Annotated in this window: 12 protein-coding genes and 1 tRNA gene; 8 read left to right on the top strand and 5 right to left on the bottom strand. The window is 40.5% G+C overall.

The genetic code is table 11. The features are described from left to right. Position 1 precedes the first annotated feature (1 nt). The 4 genes from HCR01_RS12755 to HCR01_RS12740 form a co-directional block, all read right to left on the bottom strand. The gene (locus HCR01_RS12755) at positions 2–751 is read right to left on the bottom strand and encodes a hypothetical protein (RefSeq protein ID WP_193196556.1); all 750 of its coding nucleotides are present in this window, start codon (positions 749–751) and stop codon (positions 2–4) included. 303 nt (positions 752–1,054) lie between these two features. Continuing rightward, entirely contained in the window at positions 1,055–1,468 is a 414-nt protein-coding gene (locus HCR01_RS12750) for a secondary thiamine-phosphate synthase enzyme YjbQ (protein WP_193196555.1), read from the bottom strand. Positions 1,469–1,480: 12 nt separating this feature from the next. Beyond that, the gene (locus HCR01_RS12745) at positions 1,481–2,563 is read right to left on the bottom strand and encodes a glycosyl transferase (protein ID WP_193196554.1); all 1,083 of its coding nucleotides are present in this window, start codon (positions 2,561–2,563) and stop codon (positions 1,481–1,483) included. A gap of 285 nt (positions 2,564–2,848) precedes the next feature. Continuing rightward, on the bottom strand, positions 2,849–4,039 hold the full coding sequence (locus tag HCR01_RS12740) for an aminotransferase class V-fold PLP-dependent enzyme (protein WP_193196553.1): 1,191 nt from the start codon (positions 4,037–4,039) through the stop codon (positions 2,849–2,851). 144 nt (positions 4,040–4,183) lie between these two features. On the opposite strand from HCR01_RS12740, the gene HCR01_RS12735 reads away from it, so the two are divergent. From HCR01_RS12735 to ftsH2, 8 genes are all read left to right on the top strand, one after another. After that, a complete protein-coding gene (locus HCR01_RS12735; RefSeq protein ID WP_193196552.1) occupies positions 4,184–5,644 on the top strand; it encodes a TM0106 family RecB-like putative nuclease in 1,461 nt (486 codons plus the stop codon). Positions 5,645–5,721: 77 nt separating this feature from the next. Beyond that, positions 5,722–6,906, top strand: coding sequence for an esterase-like activity of phytase family protein (locus tag HCR01_RS12730; protein ID WP_193196551.1), 1,185 nt, complete (start codon positions 5,722–5,724; stop codon positions 6,904–6,906). A 276-nt stretch (positions 6,907–7,182) separates the two neighbouring features. Continuing rightward, the gene (locus HCR01_RS12725; RefSeq protein WP_193196550.1) at positions 7,183–8,778 is read left to right on the top strand and encodes a serine/threonine protein kinase; all 1,596 of its coding nucleotides are present in this window, start codon (positions 7,183–7,185) and stop codon (positions 8,776–8,778) included. Between the two features lie 101 nt (positions 8,779–8,879). Further along, on the top strand, positions 8,880–10,406 hold the full coding sequence (locus tag HCR01_RS12720; RefSeq protein WP_193196549.1) for a serine/threonine protein kinase: 1,527 nt from the start codon (positions 8,880–8,882) through the stop codon (positions 10,404–10,406). Between the two features lie 145 nt (positions 10,407–10,551). Further along, a tRNA-Asp gene (locus tag HCR01_RS12715) sits at positions 10,552–10,625 on the top strand. Positions 10,626–10,808: 183 nt separating this feature from the next. Continuing rightward, the gene (gene gltX / locus HCR01_RS12710) at positions 10,809–12,251 is read left to right on the top strand and encodes a glutamate--tRNA ligase (RefSeq protein ID WP_193196548.1); all 1,443 of its coding nucleotides are present in this window, start codon (positions 10,809–10,811) and stop codon (positions 12,249–12,251) included. 201 nt (positions 12,252–12,452) lie between these two features. Further along, positions 12,453–12,950 (top strand): hypothetical protein, encoded by a 498-nt coding sequence (locus HCR01_RS12705; RefSeq protein WP_193196547.1) that lies wholly within the window; start codon positions 12,453–12,455, stop codon positions 12,948–12,950. Between the two features lie 482 nt (positions 12,951–13,432). Continuing rightward, complete coding sequence (gene ftsH2 / locus HCR01_RS12700) at positions 13,433–15,319, top strand: ATP-dependent zinc metalloprotease FtsH2 (protein ID WP_193196546.1); 1,887 nt, start codon at positions 13,433–13,435, stop codon at positions 15,317–15,319. Between the two features lie 241 nt (positions 15,320–15,560). On the opposite strand, the gene HCR01_RS12695 is transcribed toward ftsH2, so the two are convergent. Next, positions 15,561–16,175, bottom strand: a complete 615-nt coding sequence (locus HCR01_RS12695; RefSeq protein ID WP_193196545.1) for a hypothetical protein — start codon at positions 16,173–16,175, stop codon at positions 15,561–15,563. Positions 16,176–16,314: the final 139 nt, after the last annotated feature.

Below are 16,314 nucleotides of genomic sequence, written 5' to 3'. Positions count from 1 at the left end.
CTCAGTGTCTCTGTGGTTGAATATTCAATTTTAATGCTAACTGCTGGCGCATTTCCTGGAAAGGTTTATTCCAAACAGGGTGAGCATTCCAGTTCCACGTCGCCACCGGGATAAGTTGTTCTTGGGCAAGATAAGTTAGGAGACGGTATTCATCTTGCGGTTCACGGGAAAAAGTAAAAGGATTGCGGTAGCCTGTGTCACACAGTTTATAGCATTTAACCTGACCGTGACTGATACGTTGCAAAAGTTCCTGACCCTTAGCAAGCAAATAATCTAAAAAAACTAGGCTGAAAGGCTCTATATGTACACGAGTTTGTGGATCTTTTTGTACCCATCTTGCCCACTCAAACCCGTACATAAAATCGTGAACGTAGCGAAAGCGGATTTCTGTTTTAATTCCGAACATATCCGTTAAAGACACCATCTTTTTCCCAAAAGATTTTAAAAAAATAACAGCACCCTCATCTGCTATTAAAGCCTGCCTAAGCATACTACTTACCATAAAATCAAAATCCCAGAAGATGTTTTCTGGGAAGCTTTGCAGCTGAGCACGGACTATATCTTCTAAAGTATCTCGAAATATTGTAAGTATTTGAGTATTAGTGCTTTTTTCGGCAGTCAAATATCCCAGTTCGGCGAAGCTGGTAATTACAGTCTTTTGGGGATTAAGTGACAACAGATTAACAGACTGCTGGGCAAGGATTTCGTCAATAAATTGGAAAGGATTAGTGGATGCTAGGTCTTGCTTCATAAGTAATTCAAATAGCCCATGCAGCTTCCTATAAATAATAGTTTAAATTAGAATAAATCGAATATTAAATTAATATAAAAAAACTTAACTCTTGAGTTAATAAATTGACATATAATGCTCGGTATATATTTAGTTAATTGCACATGAAAAGCTTTCGCCAACAAATTATGATGGCGAGAATCGCTTAATTATATTACTGCGAACTTTCCGAGATTATACACAAAAGGCAGACAGCAAGAACAGAGCATTTAAACTCTACAGATTAATGCTTAAAGAAAACTATGTTCTAAATTTAAAACCTCATTAGCGAGAAATGTGAACAATCAATTCTCTTGTATGACTGCGCTGACGATGTTCCCAAATATAAATTCCTTGCCAAGTTCCCAATACTAAATGACCGCGATTAATCGGGATATTTTCAGAAGTGTGAGTAAAAGCTGTACGGATGTGTGCAGGCATATCATCGGGGCCTTCTGCATCGTGGATGTATTTACCCGATTCTGGTACAAGTTTTGCCATAAAGTTAGCTAGATCCACAAGAACATCAGGATCGGCATTTTCTTGGATTACTAAACTAGCTGAAGTGTGGCGCAAAAATAGAGTACAAAGACCAGTTTCTACCCCTGACTCTGCAACTATAGCTTCAACTTTAGCGGTGATATTTTGAAAAGATTTACCAGTAGTAGAAATTCTTAAAAGCTTTTGGTAGTGAGTCATATATATTAAGGTTTAATTACTGCGAAAGTAGTTAATGACAGCCTGAGCGATCGCTTCATTACCATCCTTAGCAATTGGTTGGGATTGTTTAGGTTTTTGGGGTAATTCATAGAGAAAATCCCAAGTTCCTTGAAAAAACTCAGATGGTTTGATGATTTGATGCTGGTTGTAATTAGTTATGCCTTCTATTATAAAAATTGCTTCGGCAAAATCCTCACGTGGGATGGTAACAATAGGTACTCCTAGTAGCGTGGCTTCAGAAAAAGTACCATAACCAGGTTTAGAAACAACTCGTCCACAAATAGGCATAAAATCTACAGGGCGGTATTTACGATTGCTAATTTTCACCAAGTTGGGTAGATCAGGTGCAGATTCATCAAAAACAATGAATTGCCAATCTGGAAATCGCCGCAGGTTGTCGTAGGGAATTTGCTGTAAACCCAAGCCGCCAAAAGTCAGCAAAATGGTTTTTTCGATTGGTGCATTTATTCCCCAAACAGAGCGTAAATCATCCGCAGAGTAATAGGGAGAACCACCAGTTAAGCCAACATCTGTGATATTCTTAAAAGCCGACATTGGTTCGTGAAAGGGGAGACGAAATAAGCGATCACACTTTGAGTACCAATCACTAATCCAGTCAGAAATGGCAGTAAATTCACCCCCCCAATCTCGGTAAATAAAGTCCCAGCCGAAATTACTCATCATCCAGCAAGGAATATTTGCAGCATGAGCAAACCCAGGGGCTAGGAAGGGAATATCTGCCAAAATAAGATTAACGCGATTTTGGCGAATAAAATTAACTTCCGAGGCAATCAGCGAATTCTGATGCTTCTTAATATCCAGCAACTTTTCTAAAGTCGCTTCTTTATCCATTGTTAAGCTATCTGCTTGCACCACACCTAAATCAAATGCACGGGGACGATGAATAAAATCGCCTTCTATGTAACATTCTAATAACCAGCGTGGGGCAGTGGTTGCCAGAATTAGTAAAATTTCTGGATATAACTTTTGAATTGTCGCAGCTACAGATGCCGTGCGGGTAGCATGACCAAAGCCGTGGTTAGTGATGGCTATGTATAAAATTGGACGTTCCATTTTGGAATTAGAAGATGGGAAGTAGCTCTGTCAAGGTAGATCAAAAATCTGCTTTTGTCCCTATAATTAGTAGATCATTTTACTTAGTGTCTTGGTGTCTTTGTGGTGACGAAAATTAATTTATTAACCACAAAGGCGAGGGCAGCCATGTGGGCTGGTTTCCCGACTTGAACGACTGCCTGTGCAAAGACACAAATAAAACTGAATTTGAAGTTACACCTTGGCATGGTTCGAGCTAGGAAGTAGGAATTAAAATCATAATTTCTATTTGATAACTCATAACCCTTAACTGATTTTGCAAAAACTGTGAATCGCCTCAACTAATAGGTCAATTTCCGATTCTAAAGTAAAGTAATGGACGCTAGCGCGTATACAGTTAGGGTTGGCAATTGTCCTAGTTAATATCTTTTGTGACTCTAGAAATTGCACTAACTTGAGACTTGCTTGGGGCTGCTTGGTAAGTTGAAATGAGACTATACCGCTTTGGGGTGGGGAAGTCTTCAAACATCTGACATCGGGTAAAGCTATCAACTTTCGCCAGAGGTAATCACTGTTACGGCAAATTTGCTCATAACGTTCCTGTGACGTTCCCCATTGCTGATGAATTGCGATCGCTTCCCTTAACCCGACATATAGCGGATAAGCTAATGTAGACACTTCATATCGTCGCCCATCTGGAAGCCAATCCACAGGCTGAGATTGACTATCGACAACAATGCCACGCAAGCCAATAAACGTAGGTTTCAAGCTCTCTCGTACTTCTGGTTTGACATATAAACCACCCACACCCGCCGGCCCACATAACCACTTGTGTCCTGTGAAAGCATAAAAATCTACCCCCAATTCCGTTAAGTTTAAAGGCAATGCACCCACAGACTGGGCAGCATCAATTAGCAATGAAGAGTTATTCTTTTTGCATACTTCAACTATTTTGTCAATGGGTAAAACTTGGCCCGTGTTCCAGAAGACATGACTTAGTACTACCAGGCGGGTATTAGGGCGCAAGTATTGGGCAATGACTTGCACAGGGTCGCCCTCATTTAAAGTTGCCATTAAAGGACAGGTAGTAACTTCTACAGCAAATCTGCGGCTAATTTCCTGTGCAGTGGCAATTATACCTGGGTGCTCGCAATCGGAGAGCAAGATATTGTCGCCAGCGTGCCACTCGATACCCCATATAGCGATATTACAACCAACAGTGACATTTTCAGTGAAGGTAATTGTTTCAGTTGGTATATGTAACTCAGAGGCGATCGCTTCTCTGGTAGCTTGAATCTGGGGAGCTATCCAGCGATAAGCTTCATTGCCAAAGGGCCCTATGTGCTGGATGTGAGCTTGAGTTTGGGTGATGGCATCCATCGCCCCTTGAGGCATCGGCCCTTGTCCCCCGTAGTTGAAATAAGTCTTATTTGCTAAAGCAGGAAATTGCTCTCGATGGGAATGCAACCTAGTTTGTGAAACAGAAATACTAGTCATACAAATTTTGGATTAAGTCAACGATCAAGGGTCAAGGGTCAAGAGTCAGTAATTTATTTCTCCTCTGCTCTCCCATTCTCCCACTCCATTATTAGTTGTCTGGGTTTATCGCAGAGAATGCTAAATTCTTGTTAACTTAAAGGGATGTTAATTAATGCCGAACTCCTACTACAATACCAACGCTGTAAGCGCCGACCTTTCTTAGATACTCACGGTGACAAAAGTCAGCGAGATGCTCCCAATGAGCTGCTGTGGAAACTACAACAAGACAAAATCGCTCATCAGCTGAGTATCTTGGCAAAATTGACTTATCACCAACCAGATTATCCATACGGAAACTGGGAAGCGGGAGCAGCGGCGACTTTAGAATTAATGCAGCGTGGTACTGAGTACATTCATAAAGGAGTGCTGTTAGCAACTTATTCTGAAGGATACATCCTGCTGAGCCGTCCAAATTTACTCGTCAAGCAGCCAGGAAAGTCCTGCTTTGGAGATTGGGTTTACGTCCCGGCGAGTATTGAGTTGGGTAAGCGCCCCAAGCAAGAATATCAAGTTGTTGCTGCATTTCACGCCCAAGTATTAGCGACAGTGCAGGGAGTTACACCCGGAACAGCTTGGCTGATGTTACGAACCAAAGACAGAAGTTATGCGGTAGATTTGGTCAAATGGACGCCACAGATGCAGCAGATTCTAGAGGAGTTTATTCAAGTTTTAGAAACGCCGACTGCGCCAGAGGTGTTTATTTCTCGTCAAAAGTGTAATCTGTGCCATTGGTATAGTCAATGTTATGCGATCGCCCAATCTCAAAAACATCTCTCATTGTTACCAGGAGTAACACCCATTCGCTACACTCAACTTCAAGCCCTCGCCATCACCACACTGGAATCTCTGGCTAACACTAGTCCCACCGCCCTAGAAAACCTGCTTGGTTTCGACAGTCAAGTAGCGCCCAAGCTAGTAGTACAAGCTCAATCTGCACTGGACAGACGACCGTTTATCTTACCCTACCCGCTACCAACAGCAGATATTACATTCACAGCACCCATAGAGCTTTACTTTGATATTGAGGCACAGCCAGACTTAGATTTAGATTATCTCTTAGGAATTTTAGTCGTTGATCGCAAAGCCAACACAGAACAATTTTATTCCTTCATGGCAGAAAAACCAGAAGACGAAGAATTAATTTGGCAGCAATTTCTGGATTTAGTTTGGCAATATCCCGAAGCGCCAATTTATCATTTTTGTGTTTATGAATTTGATACAGTCAAACGACTGGCAAAACTTTACCGCACCCCGTATTCCTCAGTACATCCCGTCTTGAACCGATTTGTGGATGTGTACGAACAGTTAACGCAAAGTGTCGCCTTACCCGTAGAAAGTTATGCCCTGAAAGCGATCGCCCGTTGGTTGGGCTTTGAATGGCGCGACAAAGAAGCTAGTGGTGCTAAGTGTATTTACTGGTATGACCAGTGGTTGCAAACAGGCGATCGCACCTTACTAGAAATTATCCAACGCTACAACGAAGACGATTGCCGCGCTACCCGCAGCGTGAAAGACTGGCTCGTTAACTTTGTTCAGGATGAATATAGTAGACGACTCGCTTAAATATTTTAAGGCTGGTAAATGACTGTTAACTTTAGCGTGATATCTTATTTATGATTTTCACACAGTAATAGCTTTCCATGCAGCTAATGAGAAAAATCTTCACCTTGCCACGAATTATTTACTTTATTATCTCGATTTTAACTATCAGCTTCTTATTCACAAGGTTAACTACAGGCGCTATTGAGATTAGTGATATAGAGTTGATCGGAGAAACCTCTTTCACAAAAGGATTAACTTTCCAAAAAACTGAAGTCGGAGGATTATCTGGAATTACCTACGACACAAAAAATGAACTTTATTATGCTATATCAGATGACCGTGGACAAAAAGCCAACGTCCGTTTATATACCCTGAAAATTGACCTCAGCAAAGGTTCGCTAAAAAATGGCGGGGTTGTTCCTGTCGGTGTAACCACATTATTAAATGAGAATAATCAAACATTTTCTCCTGGCAAAACCGATACAGAAGGTATTGCTTTAACTAATAAAGCAACTGTATTCATTTCTTCGGAAGGCGATGCTGGAAAATTGATTAATCCTTTTATTAAAGAATTTTTACTATCTTCTGGTAAAGAAATTATCACATTACCCATACCAAAAAAGTTTTTGCCTGATCAGATTAGTCAGCAAGGTATCCGCAATAATTTGGCGTTTGAAAGCCTTACCATCACACCTGATAAAAAGCATCTGTTCACGGCTACCGAAAATGCTCTAATTCAAGATGGACTAGCAGCTAAACCCAAGATTGGTACTTCTTGCCGGATTTTGCAATACAATCTGCTTACCAACCAGCCAGAAAAGGAATTTCTTTACCAAACTGAACCAGTCACACCATTTTTAAATATAACTGGCAAGTTCGCTAGTGGATTACCTGACTTACTTGCACTCGATAATCAAGGACACTTTTTGAGTTTAGAGCGGTCTTTTACTGGCTTGGGATTTGCTATTTTCCTATTTCAAGTCTCTTTAGAAGGAGCTGATGATATTCACAATATTGACAGCCTATTGGCGGTTGAATCCAAAAACATCAAACCCGTTCAGAAAAAACTGCTGTTAGATTTAAGGACTCTAGATGTGCTGCTAGACAATATCGAAGGCTTAACTCTTGGTTCTAAGCTACCTGATGGACAGCAAGCATTAATTCTCGTTAGCGACAATAACTTTAATCCTTTGCAACGCACACAGATACTAGCCTTTAAACTCAAAATTGAAACACCGTTAATCAGGTTATTACGCCGTTTTTTCCCAAATCTCAAACGCTAAGATAAAGGCGATCGCGTCTTTACTTTGTTCAGTTATTTTTGCTTGTTTCTGTGTATTCACGGTCTAAACGACACAACTTAACCTCACCTATTTATCGTTTCAGTGAAATTCCTCAACCACGTAACTTAATAAATATGTTACATAATGTTTAACCTTTTTTGTAGTGATTTTTATCTGAAATGATTTATTTACTAAAATCATTAAAATATGTCTTAGATCTAATTAACGATTAACAAGATTTTATTAAATATAGAATCACAAAATCAATTGGATAATATGGTAAGGCAAAAAGCCGAATTAGATATTTACCTCGGAAAGTTTTTAAATAATCGTTATTTAATTAAAGATTTAATTGGTAAAGGTGGAATGGGTAGAGTTTACCTCGCAGAAGATGCTGCTAAAGGTGGTATGCCCATTGCTGTAAAAATTTTATCACTTAGTTTGGCGAATCAGCAAATGTCACAACGATTTGCCAGAGAAATTTTTATTGGCGCTCAATTAGGTCGAAAAAGTAAATACATTGTGCGCGTATTAAGTTACGGTGTTACTGAAGAAAAGGTTCCATTTTATATAATGGAATATCTCCAGGGGAAAAATCTCAAACAGATTTTGAAAATTCAACCTTTAATAATATCTAAATTTTTGACTATATGTAATCAAATTTGTTTAGGTTTACAATGCGCTCATCAAGGTATCAGCTTTAAAGGAGAAATTTATCCGATTGTTCACAGAGATATTAAACCAGAAAATATATTCATTAGCGAAGATAGCAAACATAGAGAAAGTATTAAAATACTTGATTTTGGCATTGCCAAGTTTTTAACAGAGCGGAGTGGGATGACGCTGACTGATTCTTTTATCGGCAGTTTACCTTACTGTTCTCCAGAACACATGGAAGGACGCAAACTGCTAGATGTAAGATCTGATATTTATAGTTTGGGAGTGCTGATGTTTGAGATGTTAACAGGAAAACATCCATTTCAGACAAAAAGTAACTCTTTTGGGACTTGGTATCAAGCACATCGTTTTCAGACACCACCTACAGTTGAAGAAGTCAATCCGCAAGTAAAAATACCGCAAGAATTACAAAAACTATTGATGAGTTGTTTAGCTAAAGAAGTAAGCGATCGCCCTCAAAATATCAGCCAGATATTAGACATTTTAGAAAAATTTCAGATACAGACAAAGACTGATATTGTTACTAAAAGCGATAACATTCAATTTGTTTCTCCAGTGCAATTAGTACCAGTAACGTCATTATCAGAAAAAGAGTGTTTGCAGAGAAATTGGCCTAAAAATAAACCAATTGCCCCAATTGGCTTTCCCTGTTTGTTAACTACATCTCAGGGCACTATACCCACTTTCTGGGCAATGTTACCTAAACAAGAGATTGCAAAGTTTTTAGATAAAACACATGGCACTGAATTTATTACTAAAATGAATTTATACCCAATGTTGTTGTGGGTAACAGTACTATATGATGCCCAGCTTTCTCTAACTAGATGGTTATCTTATTTCTTAGATTTCAAAGATAATAAAGGGGAAAAAATAGTGCGATCTTTATCAGAAACAGGTTACTACCATCTTCTATTTTTCCCTCTAGAAAACCCAAATCGCTGCTCCCACGTAATGACTTTAAATCTCACAGCTAGTCAGCGCCAACAACTTGCAGATTGGTTAGATATGAGTCAAGAATCAAATAATTGTATTCTGCCTAAGCAAGCTAAAAGCATTCTCAAAGCAGAGTATGAAAAGCTCAAATTGGATATAATACGAAAATTGGTAATGCATCAAACAAGTGAAAAAGTAAGTTTAAAAGATTGGATGAATAAATTATTAGGGATTTTTTTTAAACTTTTGTCAAATCATTGAAACTTCATTATAAGAAATGAAGATTTTCGCTATAGTAGATGATAAAACTTTTAGATTGTAATTTATAATTTTGAATTGCGTCAGTAGCAGAGGTTATTAAAGTGAATAAAAGCCCATTTGCGTCTCTAAGTAATACGGGGTTGCTTGCTAATCGTTATCAACTCAAGCAGTTAATTGGTAGCGGTGGCATGGGTGAAGTTTTTTTAGCCGATGATATTTTGTTAGGGGGAACACCAGTTGCTATCAAATTTTTGGCTCAGACTGTTGCTAATACTAAGATGCAACAAGACTTTGCTCGTGAAGCTTTAATGAGTGCAGCTTTAAGCCAAAGAAGTGTACATATTGTGCGGGCGTATGATTATGGTGTGAGCGAAAAAGGTAAACCGTTCTACGTCATGGAATATCTATGCGGTAAGAGTTTAAAAGATTTGATTCCGCTGTCATTGCCAATGTTTGTAACACTCTTGCGCCAGATTTGTTTAGGTTTGCAGTGTGCTCATCAAGGTATTAATATTGATGGCAAAGTTTATCCATTAGTTCATAGAGATATTAAGCCTGCAAATATATTGGTTATTCCTGATCCAATATTAGATAAATTAGTTAAGATTTTAGACTTTGGTATTGCCAAGTTTTTAAACTATACATCAACTGCCAGCACTAGCAGAGGATTTAATGGCACTTTACCTTATTGCTCACCGGAACAACTAGATGGGGAAAAACTAGATAGTCGTTCTGATATTTATAGCCTAGGTGTAATGATGTTTGAGATGCTGACAGGTAAAAAACCCTGGCAACCAGAAACCGACTACTTTGGTGCTTGGTATAAAGCGCATCACTTTGAACCACCACAAGCGATCGCAGATGTTAATCCTGCTCTCAAATTACCTCAAGAGCTAGATAATTTAATCATGGCTTGTCTTGCTAAAAAAGCAAGCGATCGCCCGCAAAATATCGCCCAAATATTGCGCGTATTAGAAAGTTTAGGACAGCCTGACTATCTCAGTTTTTCTAAAAGTTTACCTGCCAAATCTATCCCCAGCAGCCCCTTAGTTTCTGGTTTATCTACCACAGTAGAACAAACCTGTTGGCAACTTCTCTGGCCCCAGGATAAACCAATTCAAGAAATTGTATTTTCCCGACTTCTCGATATAAAACAAGAATTTGTAGCAGCACTATGGCTGATGTTGCCAAAACAGGAAATTAAAAACCATACTCTTTCTAACCGTTACAACCAGTTTATCTTCATCAAATCTCCACACCCAATGCTACTTTGGGTAACTTTACTCTACAATCAGCAACTGACTCCTAAGTGGCTACCCTGCTACCTAGATATGCAAAATCTCCAAAATCGTAGGCTGGTGCAGTCTCTAGCTGAAAATGAACACTACCCTTTGATTTTCTTTACTCTAGAAGCACCACATACCTGTACTAATGTTCTCAGTAGCTACATCGATCCAACTCAGCAGCAAATGTTAAAAACTTGGACAAAACAGAGTCAAAACCTACCACCCTCTTCTCAACCTCATTTAAGCAAACACCTGTTAAAGCAGCAGTATAAGCAAATGCAATCCCAAATGTTACAGCGTTTGGAATCAAAGCCCCAGGTTGTAGTATCAGGGCATATTTGATTTCAAAAACTACGCCGACAAGGAGCGTATTTTTTTAGCATAGGGAAAAAATTACCAATACCCTATACCCCTTAACCTAAAGGCATTGGCTTTAGTACTTGACAAATAAGAAAAAAATAGGCATAATAACAAAGTTGCCAATTAAGGGACTGTAGTTCAATTGGTTAGAGCACCGCCCTGTCACGGCGGAAGTTGCGGGTTCGAGCCCCGTCAGTCCCGTTCTAGATTCATAAATTTTGAGTCCTGAGTATTATATAAATTAGACATAGGTAATGGTGATGACGCAAAGTCAACAGTTCTTAGACTCAGTACAAACGCGATAAATCGCATCTCTAAGGACTCAAAACCAAGGCTTAGTCATAAGCTAAGATTTATCATTTTTTGCAAAAGAGAGAATTAACTGTGACTGTTAGAGTCCGTATTGCTCCAAGTCCGACTGGCAATTTACATATTGGTACAGCCAGAACAGCTGTATTTAACTGGTTGTTTGCTCGCCACCACGGTGGGAAATTTATCCTGCGAATAGAAGATACAGACCTGGAGCGATCGCGTCCCGAATACACTGAAAATATTCTCGAAGGGCTGCGCTGGCTGGGACTAAACTGGGATGAAGGGCCACTTTTTCAATCCCAACGCTTAGATCTTTACAAAGAAGCAGTACAAAAACTGTTAGATCAAGGATTAGCTTATCGCTGTTATACCACCTCTGAAGAACTAGAAGCTCTCCGAGAGGCTCAGAAAGCCAGAAACGAAGCACCCCGCTATGACAATCGTCACCGTAACCTCACCCCAGAACAACGCGCCGCCTTTGAAGCAGAAGGTCGCTCTTATGTGATTCGCTTCAAAATCGAAGATGGGCGGGAAATTGTCTGGAATGACTTAGTACGGGGAAAGATGTCTTGGCGAGGTAGCGATTTGGGTGGAGATATGGTCATCGCCCGTGCTTCAGAAGAAGGTAGTGGTCAACCACTATATAACTTTGTAGTTGTAGTGGATGACATCGATATGCAAATCACCCATGTCATCCGGGGAGAAGATCACATCGCCAATACCGCCAAGCAAATTCTACTTTATGAAGCTTTGGGTGCAAACATACCTGATTTTGCCCACGCGCCACTAATTTTGAATATGGATGGGCGCAAGCTTTCTAAGCGGGATGGTGTTACTTCAATATTTGACTTTAAGCAATTGGGCTTTACTGCTGAAGCTTTGGTAAATTACATGACATTGCTAGGTTGGTCGCCCCCAGACTCAACTCAAGAAATATTTACTTTAGAAGCAGCAGCCAAAGAGTTTAGCTTTGAGCGCGTGAATAAAGCAGGCGCAAAATTTGACTGGGCAAAGCTAGATTGGTTGAATAGTCAGTATATTCACAGTACGCCAGTAGATAAGCTCACAGATTTACTCATACCCTTTTGGCAAGCAGTTGGGTATCAATTTGATGGCGGACGGACTCGCCCCTGGCTAGAACAGCTAGTAGCTTTAATTAGCCAGAGCTTGACTCGTCTAGTGGATGCTGTACCAATGACACAACTGTTTTTCAGCGACATTGAATTTAGCGATGAAGCCAGTACACAACTCAAGCAAGAAGGTTCTGCTACAGCAATCCAGGGTATAATTACAGCCTTAGAAAACCAACCGCAACTGTCGGAAGCCTCTGCTCAGGACATTATTAAACAAGTGGTAAAAGGGCAAAACGTTAAAAAAGGCTTAGTCATGCGATCGCTCCGAGCAGCCTTAACCGGAGATGTTCATGGCCCTGACCTCATCCAATCCTGGTTACTACTCAATCAGATCGGTTTAGACAAGCTGCGCTTGAATAGAGCCATAACAGAAGCCAATTAGCGATCGCTTCTAATTTTTAGAAATATTTGAGATGTTAGGGACGCACATTTGTTTGTGCGTCCTTATCCATAAGTTAGAGCAACCATAGAAACAATAAATCTTAAACTTGAAACAAGTAGTCAATTATCCTCATATTAATATTAGGAACTAAGTGTGTAAAATTCATGTCTTTAATAACACTTAGGAACGAACTTAATTACAATGCGAAAAAAAACACTCAATAGAGGAATGAGAATATCTTTCATGATGGTTATACTCTTCATGACATCGGCAATTAATACCACATCTGATGCTGAGGAAATGCCAACCATATTTGGAGATGTCACCATTGATCGCCAATTTTCTCCAGACCCCATGATAGTTCGCGGTATGAGTGGTGGCTTAGTATCTGGGAACCAAGTGGCCGGAAGAGGCGAGACAGCCACGGGCCCTTGTAATGGATTTGTTGATGAAACACCAGACCATACTTTGGTATTAACAAGTAAATTTGACTACTTGAGGCTGCAAGTGCAAAGTCCTGAAGACACCACCATGATTGTTAAGGGCCCCGGTGGTACTTGGTGCAATGATGATTTTGATGGCAAAAATTCCGGTATTATTGGTGAATGGCTTCCTGGAAGTTACCAAATTTGGGTTGGTTCCTATAACCAAGGCAAGTATCTTCCTTACACTCTACAAATTACAACAGAAATTAAGTAGGTAAAGGCATAGAGGAAGAATAACAGCACACTTAAGTTTTCTTTTATTTTATCGTATATTTACTGAATAAATTTTATTTTGCTGGTAAGCAAGTTGAGCTAAACTTCTCAGTAAAATTCCGCATAAAGTTTGGTTGATTGTGTTTCAGACAACGCCCAAGCGATCGCTAATTTTATGTATCTGCTATTCAATATTGCTGATTTTTAGCTTCTACGACGATTTAAGCAGCGTCACCTTATGACGCTTTCATTTGAAATTCTCTGCTTGTTTATCCAAGCTGTATTAAAATTAAGTTAAATTTGATTAAGATTCTTGATAGCATCGTCGTAATGCCCCAGTGGTTCTATGGCAGTGCATATAAGACATCAAATTAAACAAAATGGATTTATAAATATCCGTTTCACAGCTATATAGTGACAGAGTGATGAACCATTCGGTTGCTAAAGCTGATGAGTTGTATAGGTATCTAAAGGCAAATTAAAATGAAATTCTCTTGGAGAGTCCTAGTACTCTGGACGTTGCCGGCTTTGGTAATTGGCTTTTTCTTCTGGCAAGGGGCATTTGCTGGCGCTCCTGCCGATATGAGTAAGAATGCCGCCAATACCCGCATGACCTATGGTCGCTTTCTAGAATACTTAGACGCCGATCGCGTTACCAATGTGGATCTGTACGAAGGCGGTAGAACAGCAATTGTCGAAGCCGCTGATCAAGATATCGAAAATCGTACACAACGGTGGCGGGTAGATCTGCCTGTTAACGCTCCTGAGTTAATTAGCAAGCTCAAACAAAAAGGAATCAATTTCGATGCTCACCCCATGCGGAACGATGGCGCAATTTGGGGATTATTGGGCAATCTTATTTTCCCAATTTTATTGATTACTGGATTGTTCTTTTTGTTCCGGCGCTCTAGCAACCTTCCCGGCGGGCCAGGTCAAGCGATGAACTTCGGTAAATCCCGTGCTCGCTTCCAAATGGAAGCAAAAACTGGCGTCAAATTTGACGATGTAGCAGGCATTGAAGAAGCTAAAGAAGAACTGCAAGAAGTTGTCACCTTCCTTAAACAGCCAGAAAGATTTACCGCTGTAGGCGCACGCATTCCTAAAGGAGTGCTGTTAGTAGGGCCTCCGGGAACTGGTAAAACTCTCTTAGCAAAAGCGATCGCTGGTGAAGCAGGTGTACCATTCTTCAGCATTTCTGGTTCGGAATTCGTGGAAATGTTTGTTGGTGTAGGTGCATCCCGTGTACGCGACCTTTTCAAGAAAGCTAAAGACAACGCTCCTTGTATTATCTTTATTGATGAAATCGACGCCGTTGGACGGCAACGGGGTGCTGGGATCGGTGGCGGTAACGACGAAAGAGAGCAAACTCTCAACCAACTGCTAACCGAAATGGACGGCTTTGAAGGTAATACTGGCATCATTATTATTGCTGCTACCAACCGTCCCGACGTATTAGACTCAGCATTGTTACGTCCAGGACGCTTTGACCGCCAAGTAACTGTTGATGCACCAGACATTAAAGGGCGTTTGGAAATCTTGCAAGTTCATGCACGCAACAAGAAACTAGACGCAAGCGTATCACTAGATGCGATCGCTCGCCGCACTCCCGGATTCACTGGCGCTGACTTAGCCAACTTACTCAACGAAGCTGCCATTCTCACCGCCAGAAGACGCAAAGAAGCGATCACCCTCCGCGAAATCGATGATGCTGTTGATCGAGTAGTCGCAGGGATGGAAGGTACTCCCTTGGTAGACAGCAAGAGCAAGCGCTTAATTGCTTACCACGAAATCGGACACGCTTTAGTTGGAACTTTGTTAAAAGACCACGACCCTGTGCAGAAAGTCACTCTGATCCCACGAGGACAAGCACAAGGTTTAACTTGGTTTACTCCCAACGAAGAACAAGGATTAATCTCCCGTTCTCAACTCAAAGCCAGGATTACAGGCGCTTTGGGTGGTCGCGCCGCCGAAGAAGTGATTTTTGGCCCTGCGGAAGTGACAACAGGTGCAGGTGGAGACTTGCAGCAGTTGTCAGGAATGGCAAGGCAGATGGTGACACGTTTTGGAATGTCTGACCTAGGTCCGCTGTCACTGGAAAGCCAACAAGGAGAAGTATTCTTAGGTCGTGACTGGACAACGCGATCAGAATATTCTGAATCCATCGCCTCCCGCATCGATGGCCAAGTCCGGGCGATCGTCGAAGATTGTTACGAAACAGCCAAGAAGGTTATACGTGACCATCGCACGGTCACTGATCGCTTAGTAGATCTGCTCATCGAAAAAGAGACTATTGACGGCGAAGAATTCCGCCAAATAGTAGCTGAGTACACTGATGTGCCAGAAAAACAGCAATACGTACCGCAGCTGTAATAGCTGTTGGGAAATCATAAAAATGGGTATGGTTTTGCTACCATACCCATTTTCTTTTGCAAGATAAAAGCTTGTAGTCAGGGGCTTTAGCCCTTTAAAGCCTTATGCAGAGCAATAAATTGCTCACTACGAACAAAATCTTTATCTGGAATTTGGCGTTGCTGAGTAAAAGTATGAATTAGCCTGGCGCAGAGAAGCAGAAGTACAGATGGCAAAGAGCTAAAGCTTGATAGCATTCGATTTAGTCCTGTTCTAAATTTAACGCCTCATCTAATACTGCATCCGTAAATTTTTTACTTTTCAAATATGTATGGTAAGCTGCCACTGGCAAAGTTAACACATCACTCCAGGCTTCTTCCTGTTCATGAAAATATTGAGTTTTAGAGTCTTTTGTAGCAGATAAACTTCTATGTATTTCTGATATTTCGGGTGGTAATTCATCAATTAACCCGTGATAATAGTCTCCTACTGCCAGCAGATAATCATAAATTTGGCGAGATATTCTTTTACCAACCGACCGTAACAAGTTACAAGTTAATGCAGGAATTATATGCCAAGTTTCAGCTAGCAAATCTTGATATAGCCCTGATATTTTTGTAGGAATTAGCAAATCTACATCACTTATAAAATCTGTTTTTAAAGAGAACATCATTACAGAAACAATCAGCCATTCTTGTGTCTCTATAACTGGTTCAGGCTCTTTGACAATCATCACATAGCGCGGTGGAGAGTTTTTTGCTAAAAATCTTTGTACTGAAGAGGAGTAGAAAATCTGTTGCTCTTTACTTGAGAACTCTAGAGGACTTTGCACCAAGCGACTCACTTCCCAGATTTCTCCAGGTTGCGGTGTTGGCATATTACATCCTTGCTTGTTACTCAAGTTTATACGCATAAATCTATATCTCCCGACGCGAATGGCTGACGAGTTGGGATTGGGAGTTTAGTTGTATCCATATATAAGTTAACGAGCGATCGCGTCCAATTATAACGACTTG

Source organism: Nostoc sp. MG11, assembly GCF_014904695.1.
Taxonomy (GTDB): domain Bacteria; phylum Cyanobacteriota; class Cyanobacteriia; order Cyanobacteriales; family Nostocaceae; genus Komarekiella.
The sequence above is the reverse complement of the archived record's forward strand: the minus strand, read 5'-3'. Positions and strand labels throughout refer to the sequence as shown.

Coding starts and splice junctions, on each gene's coding strand:
- HCR01_RS12750 (WP_193196555.1), bottom strand. CDS start 1,468: ATGACTCACTACCAAAAGCTTTTAAGAATTTCTACTACTGGTAAATCT.
- HCR01_RS12740 (WP_193196553.1), bottom strand. CDS start 4,039: ATGACTAGTATTTCTGTTTCACAAACTAGGTTGCATTCCCATCGAGAG.
- HCR01_RS12735 (WP_193196552.1), top strand. CDS start 4,184: ATGTTAATTAATGCCGAACTCCTACTACAATACCAACGCTGTAAGCGC.
- HCR01_RS12695 (WP_193196545.1), bottom strand. CDS start 16,175: ATGCCAACACCGCAACCTGGAGAAATCTGGGAAGTGAGTCGCTTGGTG.
- HCR01_RS12730 (WP_193196551.1), top strand. CDS start 5,722: ATGCAGCTAATGAGAAAAATCTTCACCTTGCCACGAATTATTTACTTT.
- HCR01_RS12745 (WP_193196554.1), bottom strand. CDS start 2,563: ATGGAACGTCCAATTTTATACATAGCCATCACTAACCACGGCTTTGGT.
- ftsH2 (WP_193196546.1), top strand. CDS start 13,433: ATGAAATTCTCTTGGAGAGTCCTAGTACTCTGGACGTTGCCGGCTTTG.
- HCR01_RS12755 (WP_193196556.1), bottom strand. CDS start 751: ATGAAGCAAGACCTAGCATCCACTAATCCTTTCCAATTTATTGACGAA.
- HCR01_RS12725 (WP_193196550.1), top strand. CDS start 7,183: ATGGTAAGGCAAAAAGCCGAATTAGATATTTACCTCGGAAAGTTTTTA.
- HCR01_RS12705 (WP_193196547.1), top strand. CDS start 12,453: ATGCGAAAAAAAACACTCAATAGAGGAATGAGAATATCTTTCATGATG.